This window comes from Roseateles sp., assembly GCF_965229315.1.
Taxonomy (GTDB): Bacteria; Pseudomonadota; Gammaproteobacteria; order Burkholderiales; family Burkholderiaceae_C; genus Pelomonas.
Genome location: NZ_CBDDJA010000002.1, coordinates 1692523 through 1717335 on the forward strand (window position 1 = coordinate 1692523; position 24813 = coordinate 1717335).

The following is a 24813-nucleotide window of genomic DNA, read 5'->3' on the forward strand; positions in this document are numbered from 1 at the left end:
GTCTAGAACCGTCATCGGCTGCAGCGAAAGCGCCCGACGCTCGTTAAATATCAGTTCGCCACCGCCAAAGACCTGACGATGACGGACCACGGCCCGCCCATCGAGCAACGCGCCATAGTGATGACACTGTCGCAGGTTCAGCAGCAACAGAATGGACTGGCACTTCCCACACCGGGCTTCAGCCCAGCCGTCAGGATCCGATCTTTTTCTGGACGCTCTGGATCCACTTCTTGGTGCTGTCCTGCATCTTGTCGCCGGGCTTTCCCGAGCCATGCCCGGGAGCCTTCTCCTTTGCAAAACCGTTGTCGATCATCCACTGCACCATGTTCTTTCGTGTGGTCCTCTCGTTGCCGTCGCTCGCGATGCACTTCTTCTCGAGCTTCTTGAAGGAATCCTTGGCGTAGGTCTGCAGCACGCCGAGGTTCTCGCCAGCTATGTCTCTATCGCCCATGTCACTTCCTTGGAGGGGTTGATCGGAAGGCACCCATCTGGATGGATGCAAGGCAGGGTGCCACGCCATGGCGAGAAGCTCATCCCCAGCGTTGAGGGTGTCAGGCGCCATCACCGCCGCTCTCACCTTGGCATGCACGACGCGCCGGGGCGCGGACCATCGCCATCACTGCTTGAGCCTGTGCTCGGTGAGGGCCAGGTGGTTGCAGAACTGAGCCCTGAGGCGGCCCTGCGAGGTCAGCCGTCTCACACACACGACGCATGTGGCCGGGCTGCGCAGGTCCTTACCGGAAAAACGAAACCCGCCAGCGGCGGGTGTGGGGCTGACGGCAACGAGGGTTCAGATCAACGGCACTGCCATCGAGGTCGAAGCCACTGTCACGTCGCTCCGCGCGGCGCTGCGCCCTCCAATCACGACACGTGGCAGCTTCGCGATCACGGCCGCGTCCGCCCGCTTGCCGACCACGACTACTCGCTCCAGCTTCACGATCTCAGGTGCTGGTGCGGCTGTGCGGTTGGCCAGGCTCACCCCAATGGCAGCACAGGCAGCGACAGCGACGAGCGCGATGACGAAGGTGTTGGCAGCAGTATTCATGGTGGGCTCCGGCGGGTGCTTTGTGTCAGTGATTGCAGTGTCTGCAGGAGCTACTGCCGCTGCGAGCGCCGGGCGACGGATTGCTGGCAGGAGCGGATGACCTGCAGATTCACTGGACGAAAGGTGGCCGAGGGTGCGTGGTTGACCGCGCATCGCACCCTGGCGGCCCGTGCCGTCATGCTGGACCGGCCGGACGTGGCGCTGACCGCGCTGCTGCATTGCCTCGTGCAGCGGCTCTCGCGCGACACCTGCGGTGCGACGCCCTCCGCCGTTCGGTTGATCGCCAATGCGCCGGACGCGGGCTTGTTGCCCAAGGCCGGCAGCACGCTCGCCGAGGCCCGGGCAGCGGCTGTCAACGATAGCGCACGCGAACGCTGGGGCGAGCGTATCCCGGGCGACCCTGACCGGTTGTTGCCCTGGCTGGCCGGCCTGGCCGACGCCGAACGGATGGAACTGCTGACACTGTGTGTCGCGGTCAACCTCAATGATGTGCACGACGACGAGAAGGCCGGCCTGCTCGATCCGTTGTGCGCGATGCTGGGCCTGGACATGGCCGACTGGTGGGAAGCCAGCGAGAGGACCTACTTCCAGCGAGTGACCAAGGATCAGATCAGTCGGGCCATCTCGGAAGCGGCAGGGCCGGATGTGGCCGCGCGCTACAAGGGCGTGTCCAAGAGCGAACTGGCGCGCGTCGCTGAGCGCGACTTGAGTGGCAAGCGCTGGGTTCCGTCGCCACTGAGGGGCCAAGCTGCCAGCGCGGCCTGACGGGCCGGCACAACGGGGCCGCCTTGCTTAGGTCTTCTCGCGGTGTCCTTGGCGGTCCTGGTGCCCCCTTTTATGGGGGGCGTTTGACCTTTTGCGCCGGCGGCCCAAGCCGCCGGCTGAGCGGCCCTCCCGTGCACCGGGACCGCGGGCCCGATCCTTCGCGCCCGGCGCGAACGGCCCGCTTGGCGAACAGGCCGGTTCTGACGGACTGCGCTGCGCGCCATGCCGGCCAGATCGCCCCCTCGCGCACCCGCCACGCCCGGAGCCGGGCCGCTGTGGGGTGATCGCAGTGGCTCGCCCGTCGTGCCAGTCGCTGCGCTTGGTGTCACGCCGTCCGCGGGGCCGCCGCCGCTCATGGGATGGTGTGGGCATCCTTCGCTGCAGGCGCTGCGCCAGGCGAGCTGTCACATCGCCCGCTGACGCTGCGTCGCCCGTGAAGGGGCAGCCTGTGCGCCAGTCGTCCCACCGCGCTCCCCCCACAACCCCCGTCCCTGGGTGAGGGGGACTTGTGGGGGGATCTTCGTAGCGGTGGGCCGGGAAACCGGCGCACTGCTTCGGCTGCGAGGTCCAAACATCCATCCCCAACCCCTTCCCGCCGGAAGGGGCCATGCCCACCCCCCGCCCGCCCGTGGGCGGGAGCGAGGAAGTCCGAGCGAGAGGATCAGATTTCAGGGAACCCAGTCCGGGGCCCGGCTGACCTCTCACGCAAGGAGATTGGTCATGGCCAACGTTCAAGTCATCCAGCGCAATGCGCACCTCGCCGGTCCGGTCAAGCTCGAGTTCGTGTCGGGCCGCGAAGGTCGGATTGCCAAGGCGACGCTGACGGCGATCAGCAACAACGTGCGAGGTTCGGGCGAAGCGCGCGAGCAGCAATCCACGGCGATCCAGTGGACGCTGTGGGGCGCCCAGGCCGAAAACGCAGCCGAGTACCTCGGGCGCGGTTCGCACGTGAACATCGTCGGGCGCCTGCGCAACAACAACTATTTGAGGGACGAGGAGACGGTCTACGGCTGGGACTTCGCCGTTGAGGAGATCGACTACCTGGACAGCCGTGCCGAAGGCGAAGCACGCCGGGGCGCTGCGCAGGGTGCGGACGGGGCGGGCGCCAAGGCCGGCGCGACGCGGCGTCCTGCTCGCGCGCAAACCTGAACCCAGCCGGCGGTCGTGGCCGAGCAGGCCATGCCCGCTGTCGACCTCATCCAACGTTCGAAGGAGTCCATCATGCATGCCACCCATCCCACGCTCGCGGCTCGCTTTGCCGGCCGCACCACCCACGTCATCCGCAGCGACGAGCCGCTCGGAGAAGACCAGATGCGCGCGGCGGCACCGTCCATCTTTGCCGAGGGCAAGCACGCGAGCCGTTCCGACCGATACACCTACATCCCGACCATCGAGGTCCTGCGCGGGCTGCGCAAGGAGGGCTTCGAGCCCTTCATGGTGGCCCAGGGCTCCAGCCGTGTGGAGGGCAAGGCGGAGTTCACGAAACACATGATCCGCATGCGCCATCACCGCGACAGCAGCGGCCAGGTCCAGACCAAGCCCGAAGCCAACGAGATCATCCTCATCAACAGCCACGACGGTGCGAGCTCGTACCAGATGCTGGCCGGCGTGTTCCGCTTCGTCTGCTGCAACGGCCTGGTGGTTGGCGACGTGGTCGAAGACATCCGCATCCCGCACAAGGGCAACATCCAGGGCGAAGTGATCGAGGGCGCGTTCAGGGTGCTGGACGAGTTCGAGGCCGTGGGCGCGCATGCCGAGGCGATGAAGGCGCTGCAGCTTGACCCACGGGAGCAGATCGCGTTCGCGACATCGGCGCTGGCCCTGCGTTTCGGCGAACGCCGGGGGGAGGGGAGTGAACTTCGTCCAGCGCCCGTGACGGCTGAGCAGCTTGTGCAGGCGCGGCGGGTCGAAGACGCCGGGCACAGCCTGTGGTCCACGTTTCAGCGGGTCCAGGAGAACGTGATCCGGGGCGGCCAACCGGGCCGCAACGCGCAGGGCCGCCGCATGCACACGCGAGCGGTGCAGAGCATCGACCGGGGCGTGAGCCTCAACAGGGCGCTGTGGATGCTCGCCGAGGAGATGCGCAAGCTCAAGGCGTGAGCTCGCCGCGCGCTGGATTCGGTCCCGAATCCAGCGCTTCAGCGGGGCGCTGCCGGCCCGACGATCGACAGCAGCCGGTGACCGTTCCGCGCCATCCCATCAGGAGAACGCCATGGGTGCTTCGACCGTAGAAATCCTGGCCAGCCATGCCGGGCGTGCACAGCAGGCAACCGACGTGGGGGGTCAAGCCTTTGCGCGGCTGCTCAAACATGCCGAGAGCGGCGACAGCGGCCAGCAGCGCCGGGCCGCGTTGTTCATTGCCGCGACGTACAACGGCCGCGTTCATTCGTTTGACCTCTTCGAGTTGCGTGCCGTCGATGTCGACATCAGCGATGCGATGCTCAGCTGCTTGGACGCGCTGCGCTGGGGCCGCTCAGACCTCTATCGCCTCGTGCCCCACGGCGAGCAACGCGTGCGCGGCGTGATCCGTCAATGGGGCCTCGGTGCTGCGCGTGATTGAGACCCACGGATCACCGCCTGAACTCCCACCCGGGGCTGCCGCAAGCCATTGCATCGCAAATGCGCTACATTGGCGTCATGAAGACCGCCAACATTCCGTCTGTGCGCGTGGAGCCCGAGCTCCGCGCCGAAGTGGAGTCCATGCTCGACGAGGGCGAGACGCTTTCCGAGTTCGTCGAGGCGTCGATCCGCGCTCAGGTGGAACGCCGCCGGTTCCAGGCGGAGTTCCTCGCGCGCGGGCTGCGCTCGCGCGACGAGGCCCGCCGGACCGGCGAGTATGTGGATGCCGACGTCGTCCTCGCCAAGCTGGAACGCAAGCTGCAAGCAGCTCGCGCGCAGATGGCGGCGAAGCACAAGTGACCTTCAGGGTCCGGCTCACTCGGGATGCCGAGGCGGACATCGAGCGCCTGTTCGACTTCGTCCTTGAGCGCGAGCTCGCCCGAGATGGCGGCGACCTCTTGCTCGCGCAGGATGCCCTCTCGGCCATCCGCGCCGGCATCGCCACGCTGACGGTTTCGCCGTTCACCTGCCGCAAGGCGGGGCTCAGCCCCTTCCTGCGCGAGCTTGTCATCTCGTTCGGAAGGTCGGGCTATGTCGCGCTGTTCGAAGTCGAGGACGCTGCAAACGTCGTGATCGTTGCAGTGCGGCATCAGCGCGAGGACGATTACCACTGAGGACGGCCTTCAGCCGTCGTAAGGTTCGCAGGCATCGCAGCGAGCTGTGGACCGCCACACCCTGGGCGCGCGTACAGGAGCCATGGTCGCTCGGCAATGGGGTGTCATGGCGCCCTGCCAGGATCGGGGCACGGTGCAGGCTGGCGCGCCGGTGGCCTGCACAACGCCGGCAGTGCGGCGAACGTCCATCTGATCGGCCCGCCCGTGGCCGGGAACGCGGGCCTGATGCTTCCCGCTGCGCGCGAAGGCCCCGCCTGGCAACCAGTCCGGTTCAGACATGCTGAGCTTCGCGCGTGCCCGGTCAGATTGCCACCCGGCCACCCGCCACGCCCGAAGCCGGGCCGCTCAACAGCCAACTGTCCTGACGAGCCTGCGGCTCGTGGCGAACGGCTCCGCTGGCTTGTGCGCAAAGCGGGTTGGAGCGCATGCCCGGATCTTCCGCCGGCGCTGGCCCGGTTCGGCGCGTGTGGTCGCTGCGCGACCACTCCGGGGCGTCCTGCGGACGCGCCAGGCTGGTAGCCGTCCGCCTTGTGGACCGCTGTCAAGGCCGGCTGATCGAGGAGGGGCTGGCGTCAAGGGACGTTCGGCGACTCAGAACGTCATGCTCGCCCAGGTGGCGATCGATGCGGCGGCGCAAGCTGCCAGATGCGACCCAAGGAGCGCCTTCCATGTCAGCGCGAGGCCGCCGGACCTATCCCGCGTCTGCTGCCGCAGCGTGGCCGCCAGCTCCTGCCTGAACACTGCTCGTGCCGCGGCAGACATCCGCACGACCTCCGCGTCCCTGGCATGTCGCATTGCCTGCGCGGCGTAGCCTGAGATGTGCTTGACGGCATGGCCCTTGGCGGCCTCAGAAAGTGCCAGGATGCGTTGTTCCGCGCCGTCAGCCTGCTCTCGCATCCGCTCGCTTGCAGCCTGTGCTGCGTCACCGGCTGCCTGTAGGGCCGGGACCGTCGCTTCCACGCGGTCCAGCATGCGTCCGAGTTCGCCGAGTGCCTCCGCGAGAAGGGCCTCGCGGGTCGACGCCGGGCCTGTCACAGCAGACCCCTCGCTTCGGCTGGCGGCGCTGGCTCCGTCAGTGCGAGCGCTGCGAAGCAGGCGTCGAGTTCCGGGATGACGCCTGTCGCCAATCGACGGATGGCGAGCCGCTGCGCCAGCGCGACCTTCTCAGTGGTGTCGGCGGCCTTCGCGATCAGCGCCTTGTAATCGGTCATGTCTGCCGCTAGGCCGGCCAGGTCGATGCTGAGCCCCTTGACCCTCTCGTAGACCTCGTTCACCCCGATTCGGCAGGCGAGGTCAGCCGTCGCCACCGGGCAACCTGCCAGGAATGCGAGGAGGGGGCTGAAGGCCTGGGCCGGTGGGACGTCGTCGTCCACCATGTTGAACACGACCCTGACCTTGTCCGCGGGCACACCGAGGTTTGACAGCTCGACGAGGGTGGCGATGGCTGGCGATCTCGGCCGCGCCGTCGAACACGCGCACACGCGCCTCGTCGGCCAGCACGGCCAAGGTGCGTCGCACATAGGTGTGCGGCACCGAGTAGTCATTGAGCTGAAAGCGCACGTAGGGCGTCTTGCCCACCTGCACGGCCGCGCGTTCGCCCAGCGGGTAGTCCTGCACGGGCAGTGCCAGCAGGCTGGCGCGCTCGACCTCGAACGCCTGGCGCACGCTCAAGAGCCCGTCCTCGGGCCAACGCCGGTCCGAGGCCAGGCCCTCGCACCACTGGCGCGCCTGAGCATTGAGGTCGCCCAGGTCGGTGAACTCGCGCGCGGCGAAGAAGCTCTCGCGCACATAGCGGATCGCCCGTTCCACGCGACCCTTCTCATTGCCGAGCGCCACCGCCACCGGGCGCGCCTCGAAGCGATGGTGGCAGGCGAACTTGATCAGCTCGGGATTGAACCGGATGGCGTCACCCACGCGCTCGAGCACAGCACTCTTGAGGTTGTCGCAGAGCAGGACGCGGGCACAGCTGACCTGCAACCCGTCATCCGTACCAAGGCAATAGAGAAGAATCCGCGCAACCGAGAGGAAGCGCGATGCGCAAGAGCAGATTCACAGACGAGCAAGTCATCGGGTTCATCAAGCAGGCCGACGCCGGCATGAGCGTGGCGGACCTGTGCCGCCGAGAGGGATTCAGCTCGGCCACGTTCTACAAGTGGCGGGCCAAGTTCGGCGGCATGGAGGCCAGCGACGCCAAGCGGCTGCGCGACGTCGAAGTCGAGAACAACCGGCTCAAGAAGCTGCTGGCCGAGGCCGTGCTGGACAACGAGGCGCTGAAGGTGGCCTTCGGCGTAAAGCGCTGAGCCCACCGGCGAAACGGCGCGCGGTGGGCACCATGTTGGAAGCGACCTCGATCAGTGAACGGCGCGCCTGCGCCTTGGTGGGCCTGTCGCGAGACAGCTGGCGCCACCCGCCCCAGCGGGCGCAGCACGACCAGACGACGAGCCAGCGCATCGTCGAGCTGGCGCACGAACGGCGGCGCTTCGGCTACCGGCGCATCGCCGACCTGCTGCGCGCCGCCGGCACCCAGATCAACGACAAGCGCGTGTACCGGCTCTACAAGCTGGCCGACCTGTCGGTGCGCAAGCGCCGCGGCAAGCAGCGCCTGAAGCTCGAACGCGTGCCGTTGCACGAATGCCAGACCGTCAACGAGGTGTGGAGCATGGACTTCGTCAGCGACAGCCTGGCCAGCGGTCGGCGCATCAAGTGCCTGACCGTGACCGACGACTTCAGCCACGAGTGCGTGGACATCGCCGTCGATCACGGCATCGGCGGCGAGTACGTCGTGCGGGTGCTGGATCAGGTGGCGCGGTTCCGCGGCTATGGGGGACACCTCGCCAGGCGAGGAAGAGAGAGGCGGACAAGCCGACCAGGCTGCCACCAACGATAAGGACGGGTGTGTGTTGCATGTTGACCTCGAAGCAGAACCAGAACGCGCTTCAAGCGCGCATGTAAACGCACGAGGTATCTGTCGATTGCAGCAAATCCCTAGGCAAGGACTGCGGACGCCAGCAACTTGCCGGCTCCCACCATCGAACAGAAAACGACGCACGTTCGCCTTCTGTCGTGGTCCGCGACCCTTTCGGGTTGGATTGAGGCTCAATGCCTTGCAGGCACAGAGCTGACCGGGGCTCACCGGAACCGGTCCACCATTTTCGACAAAGAAATTGTAGCCAAGTCGTCAGCGCCGCGGCGCGAAGTGCGGCGTGATGCCGGTGACGTGATGCGGCTCACCAAGCAGTCCGCCGCGCGTGTCGCAACAACTTGGCGCTTCAGCGTTGCATCGTGCCGCCGCTGACCGGCCGGCTTGCCGCGTGGCGGGGTGCCCACCGACCTGCCCAGCAGGGCGTCATGCGCAGACGTCCCCGCGTGAGCGTCAATTCGACGTTTGAGTAGCGTCAGCGGGCGAAGCCGCAATCTTGGCCTTGGGTGTGTTTTTGATGGGGGCCTTCTTTGCCGCAGCAGGCCTGGCAGCCTTCTTCGCGGGCGCTTTGCTGGCGGCTTTGGTGGCTTTCACCGCCTTCGCTGCAGCAGGTGCCTTGGTGGTCTTTGCCGCTTTCTTGCCAGCAGCGGTCTTCTTCGCGACCGCGCGCTTCTTTTGTGCTTTTGGTGCGACCTCTGCTGCCACGCGTGCCTTCTTGGCTGCCGGGCTGGCCTTCTTGGCGCCGACCAGGAAGTCGGCCAGGGATTGACCCGCGTTCAGAACATCGTGGATCCACTGCGGACGCTTGCCGATGCCATGCCAGGTGTTCCCCTGGCCATCGGCGTACTTCGCAGGCTTGGCGGCGCCAGCCGTCTTGGTGGCGCGCGTCTTGGTGACCTTCGAGGCTCTCTTTGTGCTGCTCGTGTCGCCGCTGTCACTCGCAGCACCGAACAGGTGCTCCGAGGTGAGCCCGTGCTGGGCGATTTCCCTTTTGATTCGCGCGATGACAGTGGACTGAATCGAGTGAGCTTCCTTCTGAAGCTTTGCGATCTGCTCGTTGATCTTCGCGAGGGACTTTGCCATTCGGTGACTCCGGGAGGGGGTGAAGGCAACAGTCTATCGATTGCGATCACGGTCTGGATGACGAGTCACGGTTCTTGGAGAGAATGATGGTGCGCTGGATTCTTCACGGACAAACACTGTCGATCTCGCCGTACCACCCGGCCACCTGTCGAAGGCGATTGCCGACCTGGATGAGCTGGTACAGGCGATGCTGTCATCCGTCCCGCAGGCCAAGCCCTGGCAACGGCAGCTTCGTGCTTGCCTCGCTCAGGTGGATCGCGAAGTCCAGATCTTTCGCATGACGATCAGTCTGCGTCGCGGCGAGCAGGAGCTGAGGGGTGCACGGGACTCGTTGCAGCGCTCGCTCCGCGCCATGAACGGCTACGTCGCTGTCGGCCGGGCAGACATGGGAACCCGGGCTGCTGTCCGATTGGCGCTCGAGTTGGGGCTGAAGTTGCACCAATTGTCGGCCGGCTGAGGCCGTTCGAACCGCAGGTCTGCCGGCAGCCAAACCGTGATGGGCGCCACGCGCCCAACGGACGCAGCGCCTTTGTGCTCCAAGTACCGTTCCATGTGTTGACACGCGCAGCCCGATAGCTCGGCTGCAGCTGGACAGGCCGCAAGCATTGGGTGAAGCGACGCCTGCCGTGGCGCTGCAGCCGAGCGGACGAAGTCTTGGCCCTGCGTGCGCCGCGGACTCAACGCCCCCGCAGGATCCGGAAACTGGATCCCGCGTTGCTGCGCTGCTTCGCCGCAGCGATCATGGCTGGAGTCGAAGCCGGTAGGCGGCAGGGGTCTCGGCGAATGTGCGACGGAACAGCGCGATGTAGGCGCTGGCCGTCGAGTAGCCCAGGTCGAGCGCAATCGCGGTCACCGGCATGCCAGCCGCGAGCATCTCAAGCGACCGCATCAGTTTCGCCCGCTGACGCCACGCAGTGAAATGGAAGCCGGTTTCCGCGACGAATCGCCGGCTCAGGGTGCGGGAGCTGACCGAGGCCCACGCGGCCCAGCGTTCCAGGTCACGGTCGTCGGCAGGGTTGGCGACCAGGGCCCTGGCGATCCGCTGCAGACGCGGCTCGCGCGGGAACGGTAGGCCCAGGGGCTCGACCGGGAGCGTCCGGATTTCATCGAGGATGACTTCGGCCACGTGCTGCATCTGCTTGTCGAACACGCCGGACGGCCACTGGCTCGCGCGCAGCACCGCCTCGCGAAGCAAACCCGAGGTGCGCACTGCGCAGGGATGCCGAGGCAAGTTGTCGCACGCGGACTCGGCAACGTAGGCACTCCAGCCATGGAACGGGCCGTTCGTTCTACCCCCGTGTCTGTGATGGGGCGGGATCCAGACGGCATGAATCGCTGGAACGATCCACACGCCTTCGTCGAGTTCCACGTTCAAGAGGCCCCGAAGAGAACCGAACAGTTGTCCGCGCGCGTGCTGATGCGGCTCGGTGGCGAGCTCCTCCTCGCCATGGCCAACCGCCACGAACACGGCGGGCCCATTCGAGCTGTCACGCGCATTCACGTCGAACTTCAAGTCGCCCATGGCGGGATTTTGATACTCATTGTCCTCGTCGCTGTACAGCTGCCAGGCCGTGATGCCTATCCTTCGCTGACCACCCGCGATACGCGTAGAGGAGATTGACCGATGACCGAGAACGTGACCCGCCAAGAGAGCCGCGGCGACCAGCGTCCAAACCTGGATGCGCTCTACGATCCGCCGGCGGAGAGAATCCAGAAAGCCGTGCTTGATCACCTCGTTGGCTTTCATGTCGAGTACCTGAAGGCGGCGACGTTCTTCTGCCTTGCGACCGGCAGCGAGCGCGGGTTCGACGCATCGCCGCGCGGCGGTCCGCCTGGGTTCGTCCGCGTGCTGGACAGCCGAACCTTGGTTTACGCCGACTGGCCTGGCAACAATCGCATCGAGTCACTGCGCAATCTTGAGAACGACGACCGCCTGGGCCTGCTGTTTCTGTTTCCGGGGCTGGAAATCTTCATGCGCATCAACGGGCGAGGCCGGATCTCGACGGATCCCTCGCTGCTGGCCACGTTGAAGGAAGGTGAACGGATCCCCAAGACGGCCACCGTCGTGAGCATCGATGAGGTGCTGCTGCATTGCGGCAAGGCCATCAACCGAGCAAAGCTCTGGGAGGAGCACTTCCGCATCGACCGCGATACCCTGCCGACGGTCGGCCAGATGCTGGCGGAGGTGGCTCGGTTAGGCGACGCGAAGGCCAGCATGAGCGAAGATCAGATTGCGCAAGTCAATGCGCATTACCAACATGGGGTGCGCAACGACCTCTATTGAGCCGGCGTGTCGGGGTCCTTTGCAACGAGGCTCACGCCGTGACGGGCAGACGCTCCAGGCGGAAATCGTGGCGCGCAGCACTGCGCATCTTCCCTGCGGAATTGCGAAGGAATGAACTCCTCGTGTCGTCGTCACAGCAACCCGTACAGCCGTGCAATCCGCGCGGCCGTCCGCCGGTCGGGTGCTTCCAGTTTTGCGCTCAGCCGCTGGAATCTGCAGTCGACGGTCTTGGGTTCGATGTGCAGCGCTGCGCCGATCATCTTGCTGGTGTGCCCGGCCTCTTCATGCCGAAGCAGATCGAGTTCAGCGGCCGTGATGCGCGACAGGGTCAGCAGCTCCTTGCGGATCGCCTGCAGCAGCCAGCGGTGCAGTTCCATCGCGAGTGCCTTGGCAATGACCCGAACCAGCCGGTAGCCCTCATCCTCGAAGAACCCCACGTTGTGCGACCCGAGGGTCAACACGCCGACGCGTGACGTGCCGGCGCAGCTCGGTGCTGGGGCGACCACCGCAGATGCGAAGCCAAGGCTTGCCGACGTGGTGACGAAGGCTTCCTCATCCGGTCGCACATCGAGCGCTGTGCCGAGGGTCGGCTCCTCGCTGCGCAAGGCGTGCCGAAGCCATGGGTCGCAGTCGTGCCAACCGTGCTTCACGTACTCGACGGCCCACAGCGGATCGCAAGCGAGCACCGAGCGGTAGGTCGTCCGCATGGCGTCGTCCCGAATGACGCTCTGAAACACGCCTGCGTCTGCGCCGATCAACTGGAGGGCGCGTTTGAACAGGCAGACCGCCGCCTCAGCGTCGGGTGCTTCGCTGATGCTTGGCAAGAACTCCAGAATCCTCGCGCCGTAGTCGGATGCCCTCGTCAGGTCAGCGAGGCTGGAGCACTCACCCGGCGCTGTTGAGGGCTTCATGGCCTTCGCGCCGTAGCTGGCGGTGCAGCAGGGGGTCACTGAACCGGACGGGCTCCAAATCGCACCATCGGTCAAACTCGACGGCGCTGTCGAACGCCATCGTCTGCACGGTTCGCTTTCCGCTCGATGCGTAGTGACTTCGCTCGACCATGAGGCCCGTCTTCGTCGGCAAGACGGTGAACGCCAGCGTCCCGTCTGCTGACGTGAAGACCTGTCCTCTGGGGCGGGCTGCGGAACCGGTCAGCCCTGCGCGCCAGACAGAGGTGAACTGCCGGTGCTTCTGCGAGAACAGCGCGGACCGCTTGGATCCCAGCGGTCGCGGCGGGCTGTCTGGCGGATCGAGCTTTCTGACGGCGTTCGGCCGGGGGCACTCTGCGGACGGCTGGTCTTCGCAGGCACGATTCTGATCGGCATCCATCCCTGCTCCTCAGGCTACGTATGCTGGCGACCCTCAGACGGCGGCTTCTCCACCAGCAAAATGAAGTGGCTGCCCCGAACGTATTGCGCACCGTTTTCGTTCGCACGTCTAGAGAGAGAACCGCGCCCGGGTTACCCGGGTTCCGCCACGCGCCGTCTGCGGACGTGGTCGACTGACCGCTGGAAACCCGAACGTTTTGAGCGATATGTCGTTCGAGATTCAGAGGTGGGTGGTTCTCTCGTCAGCCAGAGTTGAAGAAATTTCCCGGTCTCGAACGTCCATGTACTGGCTGGCTTGCTCGGCATGTGATTGCTCTTACAAACTGTTTCCATGCCGTACCTATGCGGCGTTAGCTCGTGGTTCCATTTCTGCTGTCATGGGCGTGCACGGCGCTTGGAAAGGGGGCCCTATGTTTGTCTTGATCGTGAGGGAAGCACGGCCGGACGCGCCAGGTTGGCCGGGACGACGGGCTCTTGCTCTCGTCGACGCCCTGGCCTGGCCCGTCGTGTGGGCCTTGCTGGCATGGCACGCGCCGATGCCAGGCGCGCTGATCTGGTTGGTCACAGCGTTTGCGGTGCTCATCGCGCCGCTCAGGGCCTATACCGCGCTGTTCGCAAATCATCGGTATTGGTTCACGACGTGGCTATGCGCGCGTGTTCTTGCCGTTTTGATGCTGGTTGCCACCGTGCTCAAGGTGGCGATGGCGCTCTAGGCAGAGGCAGAGACATCGCCAGCGGTACCTCAATGGGCTGTTCTTGGGCGCGCTGCCAGCCACGCGTCGATGTCTGCCTTGTGCCAGCCGACGGCGCGAGGAGCCAGTTGCACCGCGCTCGGGAAGAGTCCCTGCGACATCAGGCGATAGATGGTCGAGCGACCCAGCCCCGTGCGCTGTCGGACCTTGGGTAATCTCAGCGTGTCGGAAGGTTCTGCGTCGCCAGCTGCAACTGGGCTGTGAGGCAGCGGTGTTTGCATATCTCGGCTCCGGTGAACGATTGAAGAAATCTAGGTTGGCTTACGTAGAACGTGTCTGCTGGATTTGGGCCGTGATGCGGCTGCCTTCCGCAACGACTAGCTATTGCAGCACCGCTGGCCGCCACCAGCCTGACGCCACCTCCCTTGACGCGCTCGTCAGTCGTGTCCAGCAACCGCCTACGTCTCGTTGACGTGAAAGTTCCGCGCGCCTAGCCTCGCAAAGCCAAGCGTTTCCTGAGACTATTAGGCGGAGTCACGTCCATCTGTCGCGAAACCCGTGCGCTAGGGTCGGCCTGTTCGGTGTCGATCGTGCAGGGCGGGTGCTGTGGCGCGTCGTCGAAGGGAGCAAAACATGATTCCAGACGCGAAGGCTTTGCCGGTTGTGCTGTTCGTCGATGACGAACCCTCCATCCTCAGCGCGCTGCGTCGATTGTTCCGGCCCCAGGGCTATCGCGTCCTATTGGCCGAGAGTGGCAAGGCAGCCTTGGCGGTGTTTGAGACCGAGCCCGTCGACCTTGTCGTGTCCGACATGCGAATGCCGGAGATGGACGGTGCCAGCCTGCTGGAGCAGGTGCATCAACGGTGGCCGATGGTCGGACGCGTCCTGCTCACCGGTTATGCCGACATTGGCTCCACCGTAGCGGCGATCAACCGCGGCCAGATTCATCGCTACGTGTCGAAGCCCTGGGATGATCGCGAGTTGCTGATGTGCGTTCAGGATGCCTTGGAACGGCGCCGATTGGAACAGGAAAACCGGGAATTGCTGCAGCTCACCCGAACGCAGAACGAGGAGTTGCAGACACTAAACACCAACCTCGCTGCGCGGGTCAAGGCCCGGACCAGCGAGCTTGAGCAGGTCAACGCGATGCTTGAGACCTCCTTTGCCCAGCTGCAAGAGAACTTCCTGCTATCGATCAATGTGTTTTCTGGTCTCATTGAGTTGCGCGGCGGCGGCATGGCAGGCTATTCACGCGAGGTCGCGGATTTGGCGCGGCGCACGGCGCGCCGGCTCAATGTCGGCGCGCAGCTGGAGCAGGATGTCTATATCGCTGGGCTTCTGCACGAAGTGGGCAAGATCGGCTTCCCCGACGCGATGCTACGCAAGCCCCTGTCGGCCATGGCAGGCGACGAGCTGGCGCTGTATCGCCGCCACACGCTCAATGGCGAAGCCGCGCTGTTGCCGCTCCGCCAACTGCAGCGCGTCGCCCGCTTCGTGCGTTCGCACCATGAGCGCATCGACGGCAAGGGTTTCCCGGACGCGATCAGCGGCGACGAAGTGCCGCTCGGCGCGCAGATCCTCAGCGTCGCCAGCGACTACTACGCGGCCCAGTCGGGACGAATGTCCCTGAAACGCTACTCTGCCGCCGAGGCGCACTCGCTGATCCTCGGAGGAGCCGGCACGCGCTATGAGAAGTCGGTCGTGGAGGCTTTCGAGCTGGCCCTGAAGGATGAACCCACAGAGAAGCCGCGCGACCGCCAGTTGCAGGCGCATGAAGTGATGCCTGGCCTGGTGCTATCACGCGACCTGCTGTCGCCGCAGGGTACGCTGCTGCTGGCGGCGGGTTTCGTCTTCGACGTGCGCGTCGTCAAGCAGCTGCGCGAATTTGCAAGCCGCGAAGGTGTGAAGCTGACTGTCTTCGTGAAGCTGCCCGAAGGAGGTGCAGCATGAGCGAGCGCGTCCTGCTCGTCGACGATGAGCCCCACATCCTCAGCGCACTTCAGCGCCTGCTTCGCAAAGGGCTGAGGGACACGGCCGGGGTACGCTATGAGGTGGAGAGCTTCACGGACGCGTCGCAGGCGCTGGCATGCGCGCGCGAACGCGCTTTCGCCTTGGCCATTTCAGACCAGCGCATGCCAGGCATGTCGGGTGTTGAATTCCTGAGTGAACTGCGACAGGTGCAGCCGGACTGCGGCCGCATCATTCTGTCGGGCTACGCCGACCTCAGCGCGCTGGTGGCCGCCATCAACGAGGCAGAGATTGCGCGTTTCATCTCCAAGCCCTGGGTGGACTTCGACCTTCTCAGCGCCGTGCGCCAAGTGCTCCGCATCCGCGAGCTGACCCTAGAGAACCAACGGCTGGCTGACCAGGTGCGTCAGCAGACAGGCGTACTCAGTGCCCAAGAGGCTGAGCTTCGTCGCCTGGAGCGCCTTGAGCCCGGCATCACTCACGTCAAATGGGGTAGCGATGGCTCTTTCATCCTTGAGGACCCAGGCGAGGTGGAACGTTGATTTCGCTGGCAGCGGTTGCGGACTTTTGCAGGGCACTGCAGGCCGTGAGCGCGGCGACTTTGGTGCACGACGCAGGGCGTATCCTGTTCGCCAATGCAGCGATGGAGCGCCTGCTCGGTTATGACAAACAAGTGCTCCTGGGGATGACTCCGCATGGTTGGGCGGCCGAGGGGTTTTCCGACGAATTGCAGCGCTATGGTTTCCTTTGCCTCGCCGCAGACGGCGAACTGCCCTCGATCGAGGTTGAGGCCCTGACGGGCAGCGGCGCACGACGTGTGCTTGAGATCAAGGCCCAGCGGGTGATGCTCGATGGCCAGCCCTGCGCGGTGCTGACGGGGCAGGATCTCAGCGACATCCGCCACGTGCAGACCAGCCTGCTCGACGTTGGCCGCGTGCTTTACCAGATCGTCGAGAACAGCCCGGTACCCACCTTCGTCATCGACAAGTCCCACCGGATCACACATTGGAATGCAGCCTGCGCCCACCTGACTCAACGCGAAGCGGTCGACATGATGGGGCGAGATGACACCTGGCGCGCCTTCTATCCTGAGGCCCGACCGCTGCTGGCCGACCTGATCCTGGATGGCCGAGTCGATCAAGAAGGGGAACATTTGTATGGCAAGCGTTGCAACCCCTCTCCCCACGCAGCCCACGCGTACGAAGTTGAGGGCTACTTCCCGAATTTCGGTGCATACGGCTGCTGGCTCTACTTCACGGCGGCACCGCTCGTCGATTCACATGGCAGGGTCGTCGGTGCGATTGAGACGCTTCAAGACGTCACGCGCCGGCGCCAGGCAGAGGACGAACTGCGCCGCCACCGCACCGAACTAGAGAACATGATTGCCGACCGTACGGCTGAACTGCTGACTACGCACCACGAGCTGGAGGCCTTTCTGGAGAACGCATCGGTGGGCATCATCGCGACCGCCAATCAACGCATCCAACGTGGCAACAAGAAATTTGCGGAGATGTTCGAACTCGGAGATGCCTCACCCCACGGCCTGCAAACGCGTGATTTCTTCACATGCGAAGCGGACTTCGAAGCGCTGGGCCGCACCGCCTATCCAGTGCTGTCGCAGGGCGGGTCGCTGCTGCACGAAATGGAGATGTGCACGCGGGCAGGTCGCACGCTATGGGTTCAGCTCATCGCCTATGTGGCCAACCCGACCGAGCCGACGGCTGGCACGTGGTGGCTGCTGCAGGATCGCACCGAGGTCCGTCAAGCGCAGCGCGAACTGGAGCTGAACTATGAGCGCCTCAAGCTTACAAACAGCCGGTTGGAAGACGCTCAGAACCAACTACTGCAATCCGAGAAGATGGCGTCGATTGGTCAGCTCGCCGCTGGCGTGGCTCACGAGATCAACAATCCCATCGGCTTCGTCAGCTCCAATCTGGGCTCGCTGCGCGGCTATGTAGAGCCCATCTTCAGCCTGCTGGCTCTACTTAGGGAGACGCCGGGCGAGGATCTGCCGGATGCGGTGCGCAGCGAACTGGCGCGAATCGATGCCGCAGTTGATCTCACCTTCGTGCAGGAAGACCTGCCGCAGTTGCTCAACGAGAGCGAGGAAGGATTGTCACGGGTCAAGAAGATCGTGCAGGACCTGAAGGACTTCTCGCGTGTCGATCATGCCGATTGGCAGGACGCCGATCTCAATGCCGGGCTGGATTCGACGCTCAATGTCGTCATGAACGAGGTGAAGTACAGGGCTGACGTGCGCAAGGACTACGGCGCGCTGCCGCCGGTGCGCTGCATTGCCGCCCAGCTCAACCAGGTCTTCATGAACCTCATCGTGAATGCGGCGCACGCGATTGCCGAACGCGGCACGATCACGCTGGCCACACGCGTCGAGGATGACTGGATTTGCATCGAGGTCAGCGACACCGGCAGCGGCATGAGCGAGGAGGTCAAGCGGCGCATCTTCGAACCCTTCTTCACGACCAAGCCAGTCGGCAAGGGTACGGGTCTTGGGTTGTCGCTGTCGTTCTCAATCGTGCAAAAGCACGGCGGCCGCATAGAAGTGGACTCCGAGCTCGGTTCCGGGACGCGCTTTCGCGTCTGGATCCCGGTACGCGGCGCTCAAGCATAGTTGCCCGATCCCGATCGTCAGGTCGTCGCTGCCCGGCATGGCGCATGCGGATCATGTGCTTCGTGTACGCCGCCCAGCCCTTCATCCGGCTGGAGCCCTGGGCCACCGTGAAGGCTCGATACCCTCCCTGAGAAGGCCGCGCAAGACGTCGATGGTCGGGATGTAGGTGTGCCGCACCGGACGCCTGCAATGCTTGCCCGCCGCGAAGATGGTCGAACGCAGCCGAAGCAGTGCGCCGGTTCCGCGGCCCACGCTAGAAGATCTCCCGCAAGTCCCTCTCACCCAGGGGCGGGGTTGTGGGGGAGCACGGTGGGACGGCTGGCGCGACGGTCGAGCCGTTGCGATCACTTCAAGAGCGGGCCGGCTTCGGGTTTGGCGGGCACCTGGGGTGGCGATCTGGCCGGCCAAGCGCGAAGCGCAGCCGATCAGGACCGGCCAGTTCACCAATCAGTCCGTTCTCGCGCAGCGGGAAATGCAGGACTACGAGCCCCGGGTGCGTGAAGGGCCGCGATGTGTCGTTGACCCCAGACGCGCCATGCGCCTGCGCAGCAAGCTGTATCAGAGGTACGAAGAACAGTTCAGGCGCCGCCGACCAGTGACCAGAATGCTGTCTTGCGCCCGTGCTTGCTGCGCAGGTGCGCTACGAAGTTTCCGTGCGGCTGCAACGGTGCGAGGTCCTCTGACCCCAGCAACTCCAGGCTCTGCAGATACCGGGCCGCGTGGCCATAGGCGCGAGCGTTGGCTCGTTCCAGGATGTTGAGCAGCAGGGCCCTGTAGATGGCTGTAGCCCCCTTGCGACTTCCCTGTTCGGCCAGAGCCGTCGCCAGCGGTCGCAACGCAACATAGTCCGCGCCATCAATGGCTGCCGCCTTGTCGACGAGGACGGCTTCAGCGTCGGTCTTACGAAGAAGCTCGATCAGAAGTCGCGCTGTTGATTTCCTCCGAAACCTGACCCACCTCACACACTGATTTCCGTTCAAACCTGACCCACGTATCAACCTAGCCTGCCGCAATTTGCGGCAGGAGCACTGGAGTGATTGACGTGGCGACACTGAGTGTCATCAGGCGGTGGGCCCTGCGAGAGCAGCTGTCCATCCGCGAGATAGCCCGACGCACCGGCCTGTCTCGCAACACCATCAGGAAGTACCTGCGCAGCGGCGACCAAGAGCCGACCTACGCCAAGCGGGCCAGCAAGAGCCGGCTCGACCCGTTTGCCGAGAAGCTGGCCCACTGGCTCAAGACCGAGGCCGGCAAGACCCGCAAGCAGCGGCGCACCTTGAAGCAACTGCATGCCGAGCTGGTCACGCTCGGCTACGACGGCTCCTACAACCGCGTGGCGGCCTTCGCGCGCGACTGGGCCCAGAAGCGCCAGGAAGCCAAGCAGACGACGGGGCGCGGCACCTTCGTGCCGCTGGTCTTCGACGCCGGCGAGGCCTTCCAGTTCGACTGGAGCGAGGACTGGGCTGTGCTGGCCGGCGAGCGCACCAAGCTGCAGGTGGCGCACTTCAAGCTCAGCCACAGCCGGGCCTTCTACGTCCGGGCGTACCTGCTGCAGACCCACGAGATGCTGTTCGACGCGCACAACCACGCCTTCCGCGTGTTCGGCGGCGTGCCCAAGCGCGGCATCTACGACAACATGAAGACCGCCGTGGACAAGGTCCTGAGCGGCAAGGCGCGCGACGTCAACGCGCGCTTCGCCGCGATGGTCAGCCACTACCTCTTCGAGGTCGAGTTCTGCAACCCGGCCTCGGGCTGGGAGAAGGGGCAGATCGAGAAGAACGTACGCGATGCGCGGCATCGGCTGTGGCAACCGGTGCCGGCGTTCCCGAGCGTCGATGCGCTCAACGTCTGGCTGGAAGAGCGCTGCCTGGCGCTGTGGAAGGAGATCTCCCACGGCCAGCAGCCCGGGACCGTGTTCGACGTGTGGCAGTTGGAGAAGCCCACGCTGATGCAGCTACCGAGGCCCTTCGACGGCTTCGTCGAGCACACCAAGCGCGTCTCGCCGACGTGCCTGATCACCTTCGAGCGCCCACGCTACAGCGTGCCGGCGTCGTACGCCAACAGGCCGGTGAGCCTGCGCGTCTACGCCGACCGCCTCGTCGTCGCGGCCGAGGGCAACCTGATCTGCGAGCACAAGCGGGTCATCGACAGGCGCCACGACACCGGCATGGGCCAGACGATCTACGACTGGCGCCACTACCTGGCCGTGCTGCAACGCAAGCCGGGCGCCCTGCGCAACGGCGCGCCGTTCACCGAGCTGCCCGTGGCCTTCAAGAAGCTACAGGCCGAGCTGCTCAAGAAGCAAGGCGGCGACCGGGAGATGGTCGAGGTGTTGGCCCTGGTGCTGCACCACGAGGAGCAGGCGGTGCTCGCGGCCGTCGAGATGGCGCTGGAGGTCGGCGTGCCGACCAAGATGTACGTCATCAACGTGCTGCACCGACTGCTCGATGGCAAGGCCGATCCACCACCGGTGGACGCGCCACAGGCCTTGCGTCTGACGACCGAACCCCAAGCCAACGTGACGCGCTACGACGACCTGCGCAATGAAAGGAAGGTGCGCCATGCGTGACACCAAGATCAACGCGCTCGTCGTGGCACTGCGTGAGCTGAAGATGTTCGGCATGGCCCACGCGGTGGGCGAGCTGGCCGAGCAAGGTGCACCGGCCTTCGCGGCCGCACAGCCGCTGCTGGCGCAGTTGCTCAAGGCCGAGACCGCCGAGCGCGAGGTGCGTGCCGTGGCCTACCAGCTCAAGCAGGCGCGCTTCCCGGTCTACCGCGACCTGGCCGGCTTCGAGTTCGCGCACAGCGAGGTCAACGAAGCGCTGGTGAGGCAACTGCACCTGGGCGACTTCATGGACCGGGCTGAGAACGTCGTGCTCGTCGGCGGTCCAGGCACGGGCAAGACCCACCTGGCCACGGCCATCGGCGTGCAGGCGCTGGAGCATCACCGGCGGCGCGTGCGGTTCTTCTCCACGGTCGAGCTGGTCAACCAGCTCGAGCAGGAGAAGCTCTGCAACAAGACCGGCCAGATGGCGCACCGGCTGGCCCACATGGACATGGTCGTGCAGCGGCGATCGCGCCCGCCGCGACGCAGAACGAGAGTCCGAGCACGAGACCGTGTCGCGCAAAGCAGCCATGTCGCATTGCTTGCTCCCTGAGCTATTCGAGAACTTGCTGACACGCAAGACGCGCCGCCATCTACGTATGGCCATCGGCCGACAGCCATCTTCTGACGGCCTTGAAGGCTAGGCTCGCGCGCGCCAGAAGGCATCCTCAATGCGGATGAGGCTGCTAGCTGCAGTTTCTCAGGACGTTGTTCCCGTCGAAGCCGAGTCTGGAGGCGGGAGGATTGTGGGAGACGGCGGAGTGCGGGCGGCTGAAGTTGTAGTGCTGCATCCAGGGCTGCAACTCAGCGGCACGCACGTCTGAGCTGGGATACCGATAGGCATAAGCCCATTCGCGCAGAAGCGTCTGGATGAAGCGCTCAGCCTTGCCGTTGGTACGCGGCGTATAGGGCCGCGTGCGTTTGTGCTTGATGCCGAGCCTGCGCAACAGCTTGGCAAAGCGCCTGGACTTGTAGGCCGAGCCGTTGTCGGTCATGACGGCCTGGACCGGCACGCCGAGCTTGCAGTAGTAGCGCAGCGCCGCGATCAGGAAGTCGCAGGCGCTGCGGCTGGTCTCGTCGCTGAGAACCTGGCTGAAGCCGACCCGGGAGTGGTCATCAATGGCCACATGCAGCGCCTGCCAGCCCGCACGGGGCGTGTTGCGCGTGCGGTCGCCCGTCACGCGATGCCCGGGCTGCTCGAAGCAGCCCAGCTTCTTCATGTCCAAGTGCAGCAGCTCGCCGGGGCGGTCCTTCTCGTAGCGGCGCACGGGGACGCTGTCTTGCACCGACGGCAGCTTGGCCAGGCCGGCTTGCACGCAAACGCGTCCCACTGTGCTCTTGGACACGCCCACGCGTTCGGCGATCTGTGCGTAGCCCAGGCGCTGATGGCGGCGCAAGCCTTCGATCCGCTCGGTCTTGTCCGCGCTAATGCGCATAGGGCTACGGTGCGGACGAGAACTGCGATCCTGCAGACCGGCGACGCCTTCGAGCTGATGACGCCGCTTCCAGCGCGATGCGGTGCGCGCGCTGACGCCCGCAGCGTCGGCCGCCTTCCTGGTGCCCTGTGCGGCGATGTTTTTGACCAAGTTCTCGCGGCCACGCGGCGTTAATGAGGCATTCTTATGGCTGTTCATCCGAGGTTGTTTGGGTTGATGGTTTGGCTTGAGAACCTCCATCTTCCCCGACTACTTCGGGTGAACAACCTCTTGGGAAACGACAGCTAGCCCTCTCGGGAATACAGCCGAGGCGCCTTCCCCACGTGGCGGCTGAAGGCCGTGCTGAACGTGATCGTGGAGGCATAGCCGACGCGCTTATCGAACACCCGAGCTGGCTTATGAGGTCGGGTGCTCAGACCCAGTCACTGGTGTGACCATATGCTCGGAGCTATGTTTCCAGACGAGTTGGAGGCAGCCGCTTTGTGAACCATCGCTCCGCGAGGTGTGTGTTCAATGCATGGTTGTAGTCGGAGGGACAAGCCCGATGTCGCAGCGCATGAGCTCAGACCATCGTCGGATCGAACCTGATCTCGAGGCCCGTGAGCGACGCAGCGGATTGCGAACAAATCGCGCCGCCCTCGGCCTGGCACCGCAACATGTCTTCAAGCTCACCGGCCGGCACGCCGGGACTGAAAAGAAAGCCCTGCAGCAGATCACAGCCAATCTCACTGAGCACTTGCTGCTGGGCTTCCGTCTCCACGCCTTCCGCGACCACATGGAGCCGCAACGTTCGAGCCATCCGTGTGATGGCATGGGCAATTGCCCGATCGTCAGCGTCTTCGGCGATGCCGCGTACGAAGCTGCGATCGATCTTCAGTGTGTCTACCGGGAACGCGCGCAGTTGCGACAGCGAGGAATAGCCGGTACCGAAATCGTCCACGGCCAAACGTATGCCAAGCCGCTTCAGGTCGTAAAGCATTTCGACGGTGCGGGCTGCATCCTTCATCAACATGCTCTCGGTGATCTCCAGCTCAAGCATGTGGGGAGCGACGCCAGTCAGTGCCAACACATCCCCCACGTCTGCAAGCAGCCCGGGGTCGCGGAATTGGCCCGGTGACAGATTGATGGCCATGCTGATCGAGGGGAGGCCCTGGCGCTGCCATTCAGCCAGTTGCTCACACGCCTTTTTCATCACCCAACGGCCGAGGGGCACGATCAATCCCGTCTCTTCTGCGATAGGGATGAATTTCATCGGCGGGATGTTGCCCAGTCGCGGATGTCTCCAGCGCACGAGTGCTTCGACACCTTCGATCAATCCGGTTCTGGCCGAGACCTTGGGTTGGTAGTCAACCGCGAGCGATTCGGTCTCGATCGCCTGGCTCATTGCTGCTTCAAAAGCCAGCCGCTCAACGGAATGGTGGTTCAGCTCGTCACGGTAGATGGTGAACGTATCGCCACCTTCTTCCTTTGCGTGATGCAACGCGATGTCCGCATGGCGCATCAGCGTTTCCTCGTCGCCGCCGTCCTTGGGGAAGATCGCGACACCGATGCTGGCACTCATGCGCAGTTCATTTCCTCGGACGCGGCAGGGACTTCCCACGACGTCGATGAGCTTGCGAGCGATTGCACCCACAACCTGTGGATCGACTTGAATCATCAGCAAGGCGAATTCGTCGCCACCCAGTCGGACAACCACCTGATGCGTCCCCGCGGATGTCTTGAGTCGCTGGCCTATCATGGAGAGCAGTTCGTCACCTATCGAATGTCCGAGCGAATCGTTGACCTTGCGGAAGCGATCAAGTCCCAGCATCAACAGCGAAAAGCCACGCTCTGAATCTGCGGCAGCTTCAATCTCATGGGCGAGTAGGCGAGACAGCGAGGCACGGTTGGCTAGTCCTGTGACAGGGTCCGTGTAGGCAAGCCGCTCGACCTCCAGGGCTGCGGCCCTTGCAATCTCGCCCTCCCGCTGGAGTTCAGATGTCCTTTCCTGCAAGGCTTCGGCCATTGTGTTGAACGCAGCGCCCAGCGCTGCCACCTCGGCGGTGCCCGCTGGCACCAGACGTGTGTCCATTCGTCCACGCGCGAAGGACTCCACGCCGTGCTGCAGATTCTGAAGGGAGTCCGACAGTCGGTGCGTAAGCTGAATCCCTCGGATGGCGATGGCGAGGAGTATCGACATGCCGAATAGTGAAAGGGCATACAGGCACGATGTGCTCTCAGAGAACAACTGGTCTGACAGACGGCTGTACTCAAGTGCAAGCACTCCCTGGATGGCGGCCCCAGGCGCTGCCGAGGCGCGTATGGGTACAGCGACAAAGCGCGCCCCTTGCGGGTGCTGATTGCTGGTTTCAGTGAAGTTGCGGGGGATGCCATCGCGAAGCACCTGGTCGATCTCGATGGAATGGTCATTGACATAGACCGTGCCGACCTCGGCTGGCAGGATGCTTGAGAGGGTAAGCCTCCCCTGATCCAGGACGAAGATGTCGCGCTTGTCGACACCATGACTGCCCGGCAAGAAATGCAGAGTGTGGCTTGTAGACGCGGAAAGCGTCTGAGCCAATGACAGCGCGAGGTTGCGGGCTTCGATCTGGGCAGCGTCGTCGAGGGAACGCCATTGCAATGCCACCGCCGCGCCGGTGATCAACACCACGGCGGCGCAACCGGTGACAACCAACCCCATCAGCCGACGCTGTATCCCTCGCGGTTGACCAAACATCCGATGCAACAGTTGATGAGGAGCGCCCGAAGTGGCATGTCGTTCTTTTCGGAACGACGAGTGGTTCTGCATACGGAGTACGTCTTGCGGCATTGCGGCCTCATGGAAG

General features: G+C 64.6%; 26 protein-coding genes and 2 pseudogenes. 15 read left to right on the forward strand and 13 right to left on the reverse strand.

What is annotated here, in order from left to right:
* Positions 1 to 190: 190 nt before the first annotated feature.
* Both ACO07H_RS12545 and ACO07H_RS12550 read right to left on the reverse strand, forming a co-directional pair.
* Entirely contained in the window at positions 191 to 451 is a 261-nt protein-coding gene (locus ACO07H_RS12545) for a hypothetical protein (protein WP_422014579.1), read from the reverse strand.
* A gap of 339 nt (positions 452 to 790) precedes the next feature.
* The gene (locus ACO07H_RS12550; RefSeq protein WP_422014581.1) at positions 791 to 1045 is read right to left on the reverse strand and encodes a hypothetical protein; all 255 of its coding nucleotides are present in this window, start codon (positions 1043 to 1045) and stop codon (positions 791 to 793) included.
* A gap of 141 nt (positions 1046 to 1186) precedes the next feature.
* Here ACO07H_RS12550 and ACO07H_RS12555 point away from each other — a divergent pair, with 141 nt between their 5' ends.
* The 6 genes from ACO07H_RS12555 (at position 1187) to ACO07H_RS12580 (ending at position 5043) form a co-directional block, all read left to right on the forward strand.
* Positions 1187 to 1810 (forward strand): hypothetical protein, encoded by a 624-nt coding sequence (locus tag ACO07H_RS12555; RefSeq protein WP_422014583.1) that lies wholly within the window; start codon positions 1187 to 1189, stop codon positions 1808 to 1810.
* A 720-nt stretch (positions 1811 to 2530) separates the two neighbouring features.
* Positions 2531 to 2959, forward strand: coding sequence for a single-stranded DNA-binding protein (locus ACO07H_RS12560; RefSeq protein ID WP_422014585.1), 429 nt, complete (start codon positions 2531 to 2533; stop codon positions 2957 to 2959).
* Between the two features lie 72 nt (positions 2960 to 3031).
* Positions 3032 to 3910 carry a DUF932 domain-containing protein gene (locus ACO07H_RS12565; protein ID WP_422018635.1) on the forward strand — a complete coding sequence of 293 codons (879 nt, stop codon included), beginning with the start codon at positions 3032 to 3034 and terminating at the stop codon, positions 3908 to 3910.
* Positions 3911 to 4022: 112 nt separating this feature from the next.
* Positions 4023 to 4370 carry a DUF7673 family protein gene (locus ACO07H_RS12570; protein WP_422014587.1) on the forward strand — a complete coding sequence of 116 codons (348 nt, stop codon included), beginning with the start codon at positions 4023 to 4025 and terminating at the stop codon, positions 4368 to 4370.
* 77 nt (positions 4371 to 4447) lie between these two features.
* Entirely contained in the window at positions 4448 to 4729 is a 282-nt protein-coding gene (locus ACO07H_RS12575) for a YlcI/YnfO family protein (RefSeq protein ID WP_422014589.1), read from the forward strand.
* Complete coding sequence (locus ACO07H_RS12580; RefSeq protein WP_422014591.1) at positions 4726 to 5043, forward strand: type II toxin-antitoxin system RelE/ParE family toxin; 318 nt, start codon at positions 4726 to 4728, stop codon at positions 5041 to 5043. The genes ACO07H_RS12575 and ACO07H_RS12580 overlap by 4 nt, the downstream gene beginning before the upstream one ends.
* Before the next feature lie 591 nt (positions 5044 to 5634).
* Here the strand turns inward: ACO07H_RS12580 and ACO07H_RS12585 are convergent.
* Genes ACO07H_RS12585 through ACO07H_RS12595 form a run of 3 tightly spaced genes read right to left on the reverse strand, consistent with a single transcriptional unit; the run spans position 5635 to position 6969 of the window.
* On the reverse strand, positions 5635 to 6015 hold the full coding sequence (locus ACO07H_RS12585; RefSeq protein ID WP_422014593.1) for a hypothetical protein: 381 nt from the start codon (positions 6013 to 6015) through the stop codon (positions 5635 to 5637).
* 59 nt (positions 6016 to 6074) lie between these two features.
* Entirely contained in the window at positions 6075 to 6317 is a 243-nt protein-coding gene (locus ACO07H_RS12590) for a hypothetical protein (RefSeq protein ID WP_422014595.1), read from the reverse strand.
* A gap of 19 nt (positions 6318 to 6336) precedes the next feature.
* Positions 6337 to 6969, reverse strand: coding sequence for a Mu transposase domain-containing protein (locus tag ACO07H_RS12595; protein ID WP_422014597.1), 633 nt, complete (start codon positions 6967 to 6969; stop codon positions 6337 to 6339).
* 107 nt (positions 6970 to 7076) lie between these two features.
* Here ACO07H_RS12595 and ACO07H_RS12600 point away from each other — a divergent pair.
* A pseudogene (locus ACO07H_RS12600) lies at positions 7077 to 7864 on the forward strand (IS3 family transposase); the annotation flags it as partial.
* A gap of 552 nt (positions 7865 to 8416) precedes the next feature.
* On the opposite strand, the gene ACO07H_RS12605 reads toward ACO07H_RS12600, so the two are convergent.
* On the reverse strand, positions 8417 to 9046 hold the full coding sequence (locus ACO07H_RS12605; protein WP_422014599.1) for an H-NS family nucleoid-associated regulatory protein: 630 nt from the start codon (positions 9044 to 9046) through the stop codon (positions 8417 to 8419).
* Between the two features lie 187 nt (positions 9047 to 9233).
* Here ACO07H_RS12605 and ACO07H_RS12610 point away from each other — a divergent pair, with 187 nt between their 5' ends.
* Positions 9234 to 9503: a hypothetical protein gene (locus ACO07H_RS12610; protein ID WP_422014601.1), complete on the forward strand. Its 270-nt coding sequence runs from the start codon at positions 9234 to 9236 to the stop codon at positions 9501 to 9503.
* 282 nt (positions 9504 to 9785) lie between these two features.
* Here the strand turns inward: ACO07H_RS12610 and ACO07H_RS12615 are convergent, their stop codons facing one another.
* On the reverse strand, positions 9786 to 10568 hold the full coding sequence (locus ACO07H_RS12615; protein WP_422014603.1) for an AraC family transcriptional regulator: 783 nt from the start codon (positions 10566 to 10568) through the stop codon (positions 9786 to 9788).
* A gap of 102 nt (positions 10569 to 10670) precedes the next feature.
* On the opposite strand from ACO07H_RS12615, the gene ACO07H_RS12620 reads away from it, so the two are divergent.
* Complete coding sequence (locus tag ACO07H_RS12620) at positions 10671 to 11330, forward strand: MSMEG_1061 family FMN-dependent PPOX-type flavoprotein (RefSeq protein WP_422014605.1); 660 nt, start codon at positions 10671 to 10673, stop codon at positions 11328 to 11330.
* A 131-nt stretch (positions 11331 to 11461) separates the two neighbouring features.
* Here ACO07H_RS12620 and ACO07H_RS12625 read toward each other — a convergent pair whose 3' ends face one another.
* Together ACO07H_RS12625 and ACO07H_RS12630 are read right to left on the reverse strand one after the other, a co-directional pair.
* The gene (locus ACO07H_RS12625) at positions 11462 to 12241 is read right to left on the reverse strand and encodes a LuxR C-terminal-related transcriptional regulator (protein ID WP_422014607.1); all 780 of its coding nucleotides are present in this window, start codon (positions 12239 to 12241) and stop codon (positions 11462 to 11464) included.
* A complete protein-coding gene (locus ACO07H_RS12630) occupies positions 12216 to 12659 on the reverse strand; it encodes a hypothetical protein (RefSeq protein ID WP_422014609.1) in 444 nt (147 codons plus the stop codon). Before ACO07H_RS12630 ends, ACO07H_RS12625 begins: the two co-directional genes overlap by 26 nt.
* 409 nt (positions 12660 to 13068) lie before the next feature.
* On the opposite strand from ACO07H_RS12630, the gene ACO07H_RS12635 reads away from it, so the two are divergent.
* On the forward strand, positions 13069 to 13371 hold the full coding sequence (locus tag ACO07H_RS12635) for a hypothetical protein (protein ID WP_422014611.1): 303 nt from the start codon (positions 13069 to 13071) through the stop codon (positions 13369 to 13371).
* Between the two features lie 29 nt (positions 13372 to 13400).
* Here the strand turns inward: ACO07H_RS12635 and ACO07H_RS12640 are convergent, their stop codons facing one another.
* Entirely contained in the window at positions 13401 to 13631 is a 231-nt protein-coding gene (locus tag ACO07H_RS12640) for a helix-turn-helix transcriptional regulator (RefSeq protein ID WP_422014613.1), read from the reverse strand.
* Between the two features lie 352 nt (positions 13632 to 13983).
* Here ACO07H_RS12640 and ACO07H_RS12645 point away from each other — a divergent pair, with 352 nt between their 5' ends.
* The 3 genes from ACO07H_RS12645 to ACO07H_RS12655 are packed head-to-tail and all read left to right on the forward strand — an operon-like array spanning position 13984 to position 17947.
* On the forward strand, positions 13984 to 15300 hold the full coding sequence (locus tag ACO07H_RS12645) for an HD domain-containing phosphohydrolase (protein ID WP_422014615.1): 1317 nt from the start codon (positions 13984 to 13986) through the stop codon (positions 15298 to 15300).
* Complete coding sequence (locus tag ACO07H_RS12650; protein WP_422014617.1) at positions 15297 to 15860, forward strand: response regulator; 564 nt, start codon at positions 15297 to 15299, stop codon at positions 15858 to 15860. Before ACO07H_RS12645 ends, ACO07H_RS12650 begins: the two co-directional genes overlap by 4 nt.
* Positions 15857 to 17947, forward strand: a complete 2091-nt coding sequence (locus tag ACO07H_RS12655) for a PAS domain-containing sensor histidine kinase (protein ID WP_422014619.1) — start codon at positions 15857 to 15859, stop codon at positions 17945 to 17947. Before ACO07H_RS12650 ends, ACO07H_RS12655 begins: the two co-directional genes overlap by 4 nt.
* Positions 17948 to 18525: 578 nt before the next feature.
* Here ACO07H_RS12655 and ACO07H_RS12660 read toward each other — a convergent pair.
* A complete protein-coding gene (locus tag ACO07H_RS12660; RefSeq protein WP_422014621.1) occupies positions 18526 to 18909 on the reverse strand; it encodes a DUF6880 family protein in 384 nt (127 codons plus the stop codon).
* A gap of 71 nt (positions 18910 to 18980) precedes the next feature.
* On the opposite strand from ACO07H_RS12660, the gene istA reads away from it, so the two are divergent.
* Positions 18981 to 20516 carry an IS21 family transposase gene (gene istA / locus ACO07H_RS12665; protein WP_422014623.1) on the forward strand — a complete coding sequence of 512 codons (1536 nt, stop codon included), beginning with the start codon at positions 18981 to 18983 and terminating at the stop codon, positions 20514 to 20516.
* Positions 20509 to 21012 (forward strand): annotated as a pseudogene (locus tag ACO07H_RS12670) (ATP-binding protein); the annotation flags it as partial. The gene istA and the pseudogene ACO07H_RS12670, both read left to right, overlap by 8 nt.
* A gap of 226 nt (positions 21013 to 21238) precedes the next feature.
* Here ACO07H_RS12670 and ACO07H_RS12675 read toward each other — a convergent pair.
* Both ACO07H_RS12675 and ACO07H_RS12680 read right to left on the reverse strand, forming a co-directional pair.
* Entirely contained in the window at positions 21239 to 22186 is a 948-nt protein-coding gene (locus tag ACO07H_RS12675) for an IS481 family transposase (RefSeq protein ID WP_422014625.1), read from the reverse strand.
* A gap of 364 nt (positions 22187 to 22550) precedes the next feature.
* Positions 22551 to 24668, reverse strand: a complete 2118-nt coding sequence (locus tag ACO07H_RS12680; RefSeq protein ID WP_422014627.1) for a putative bifunctional diguanylate cyclase/phosphodiesterase — start codon at positions 24666 to 24668, stop codon at positions 22551 to 22553.
* Positions 24669 to 24813 lie beyond the last annotated feature (145 nt).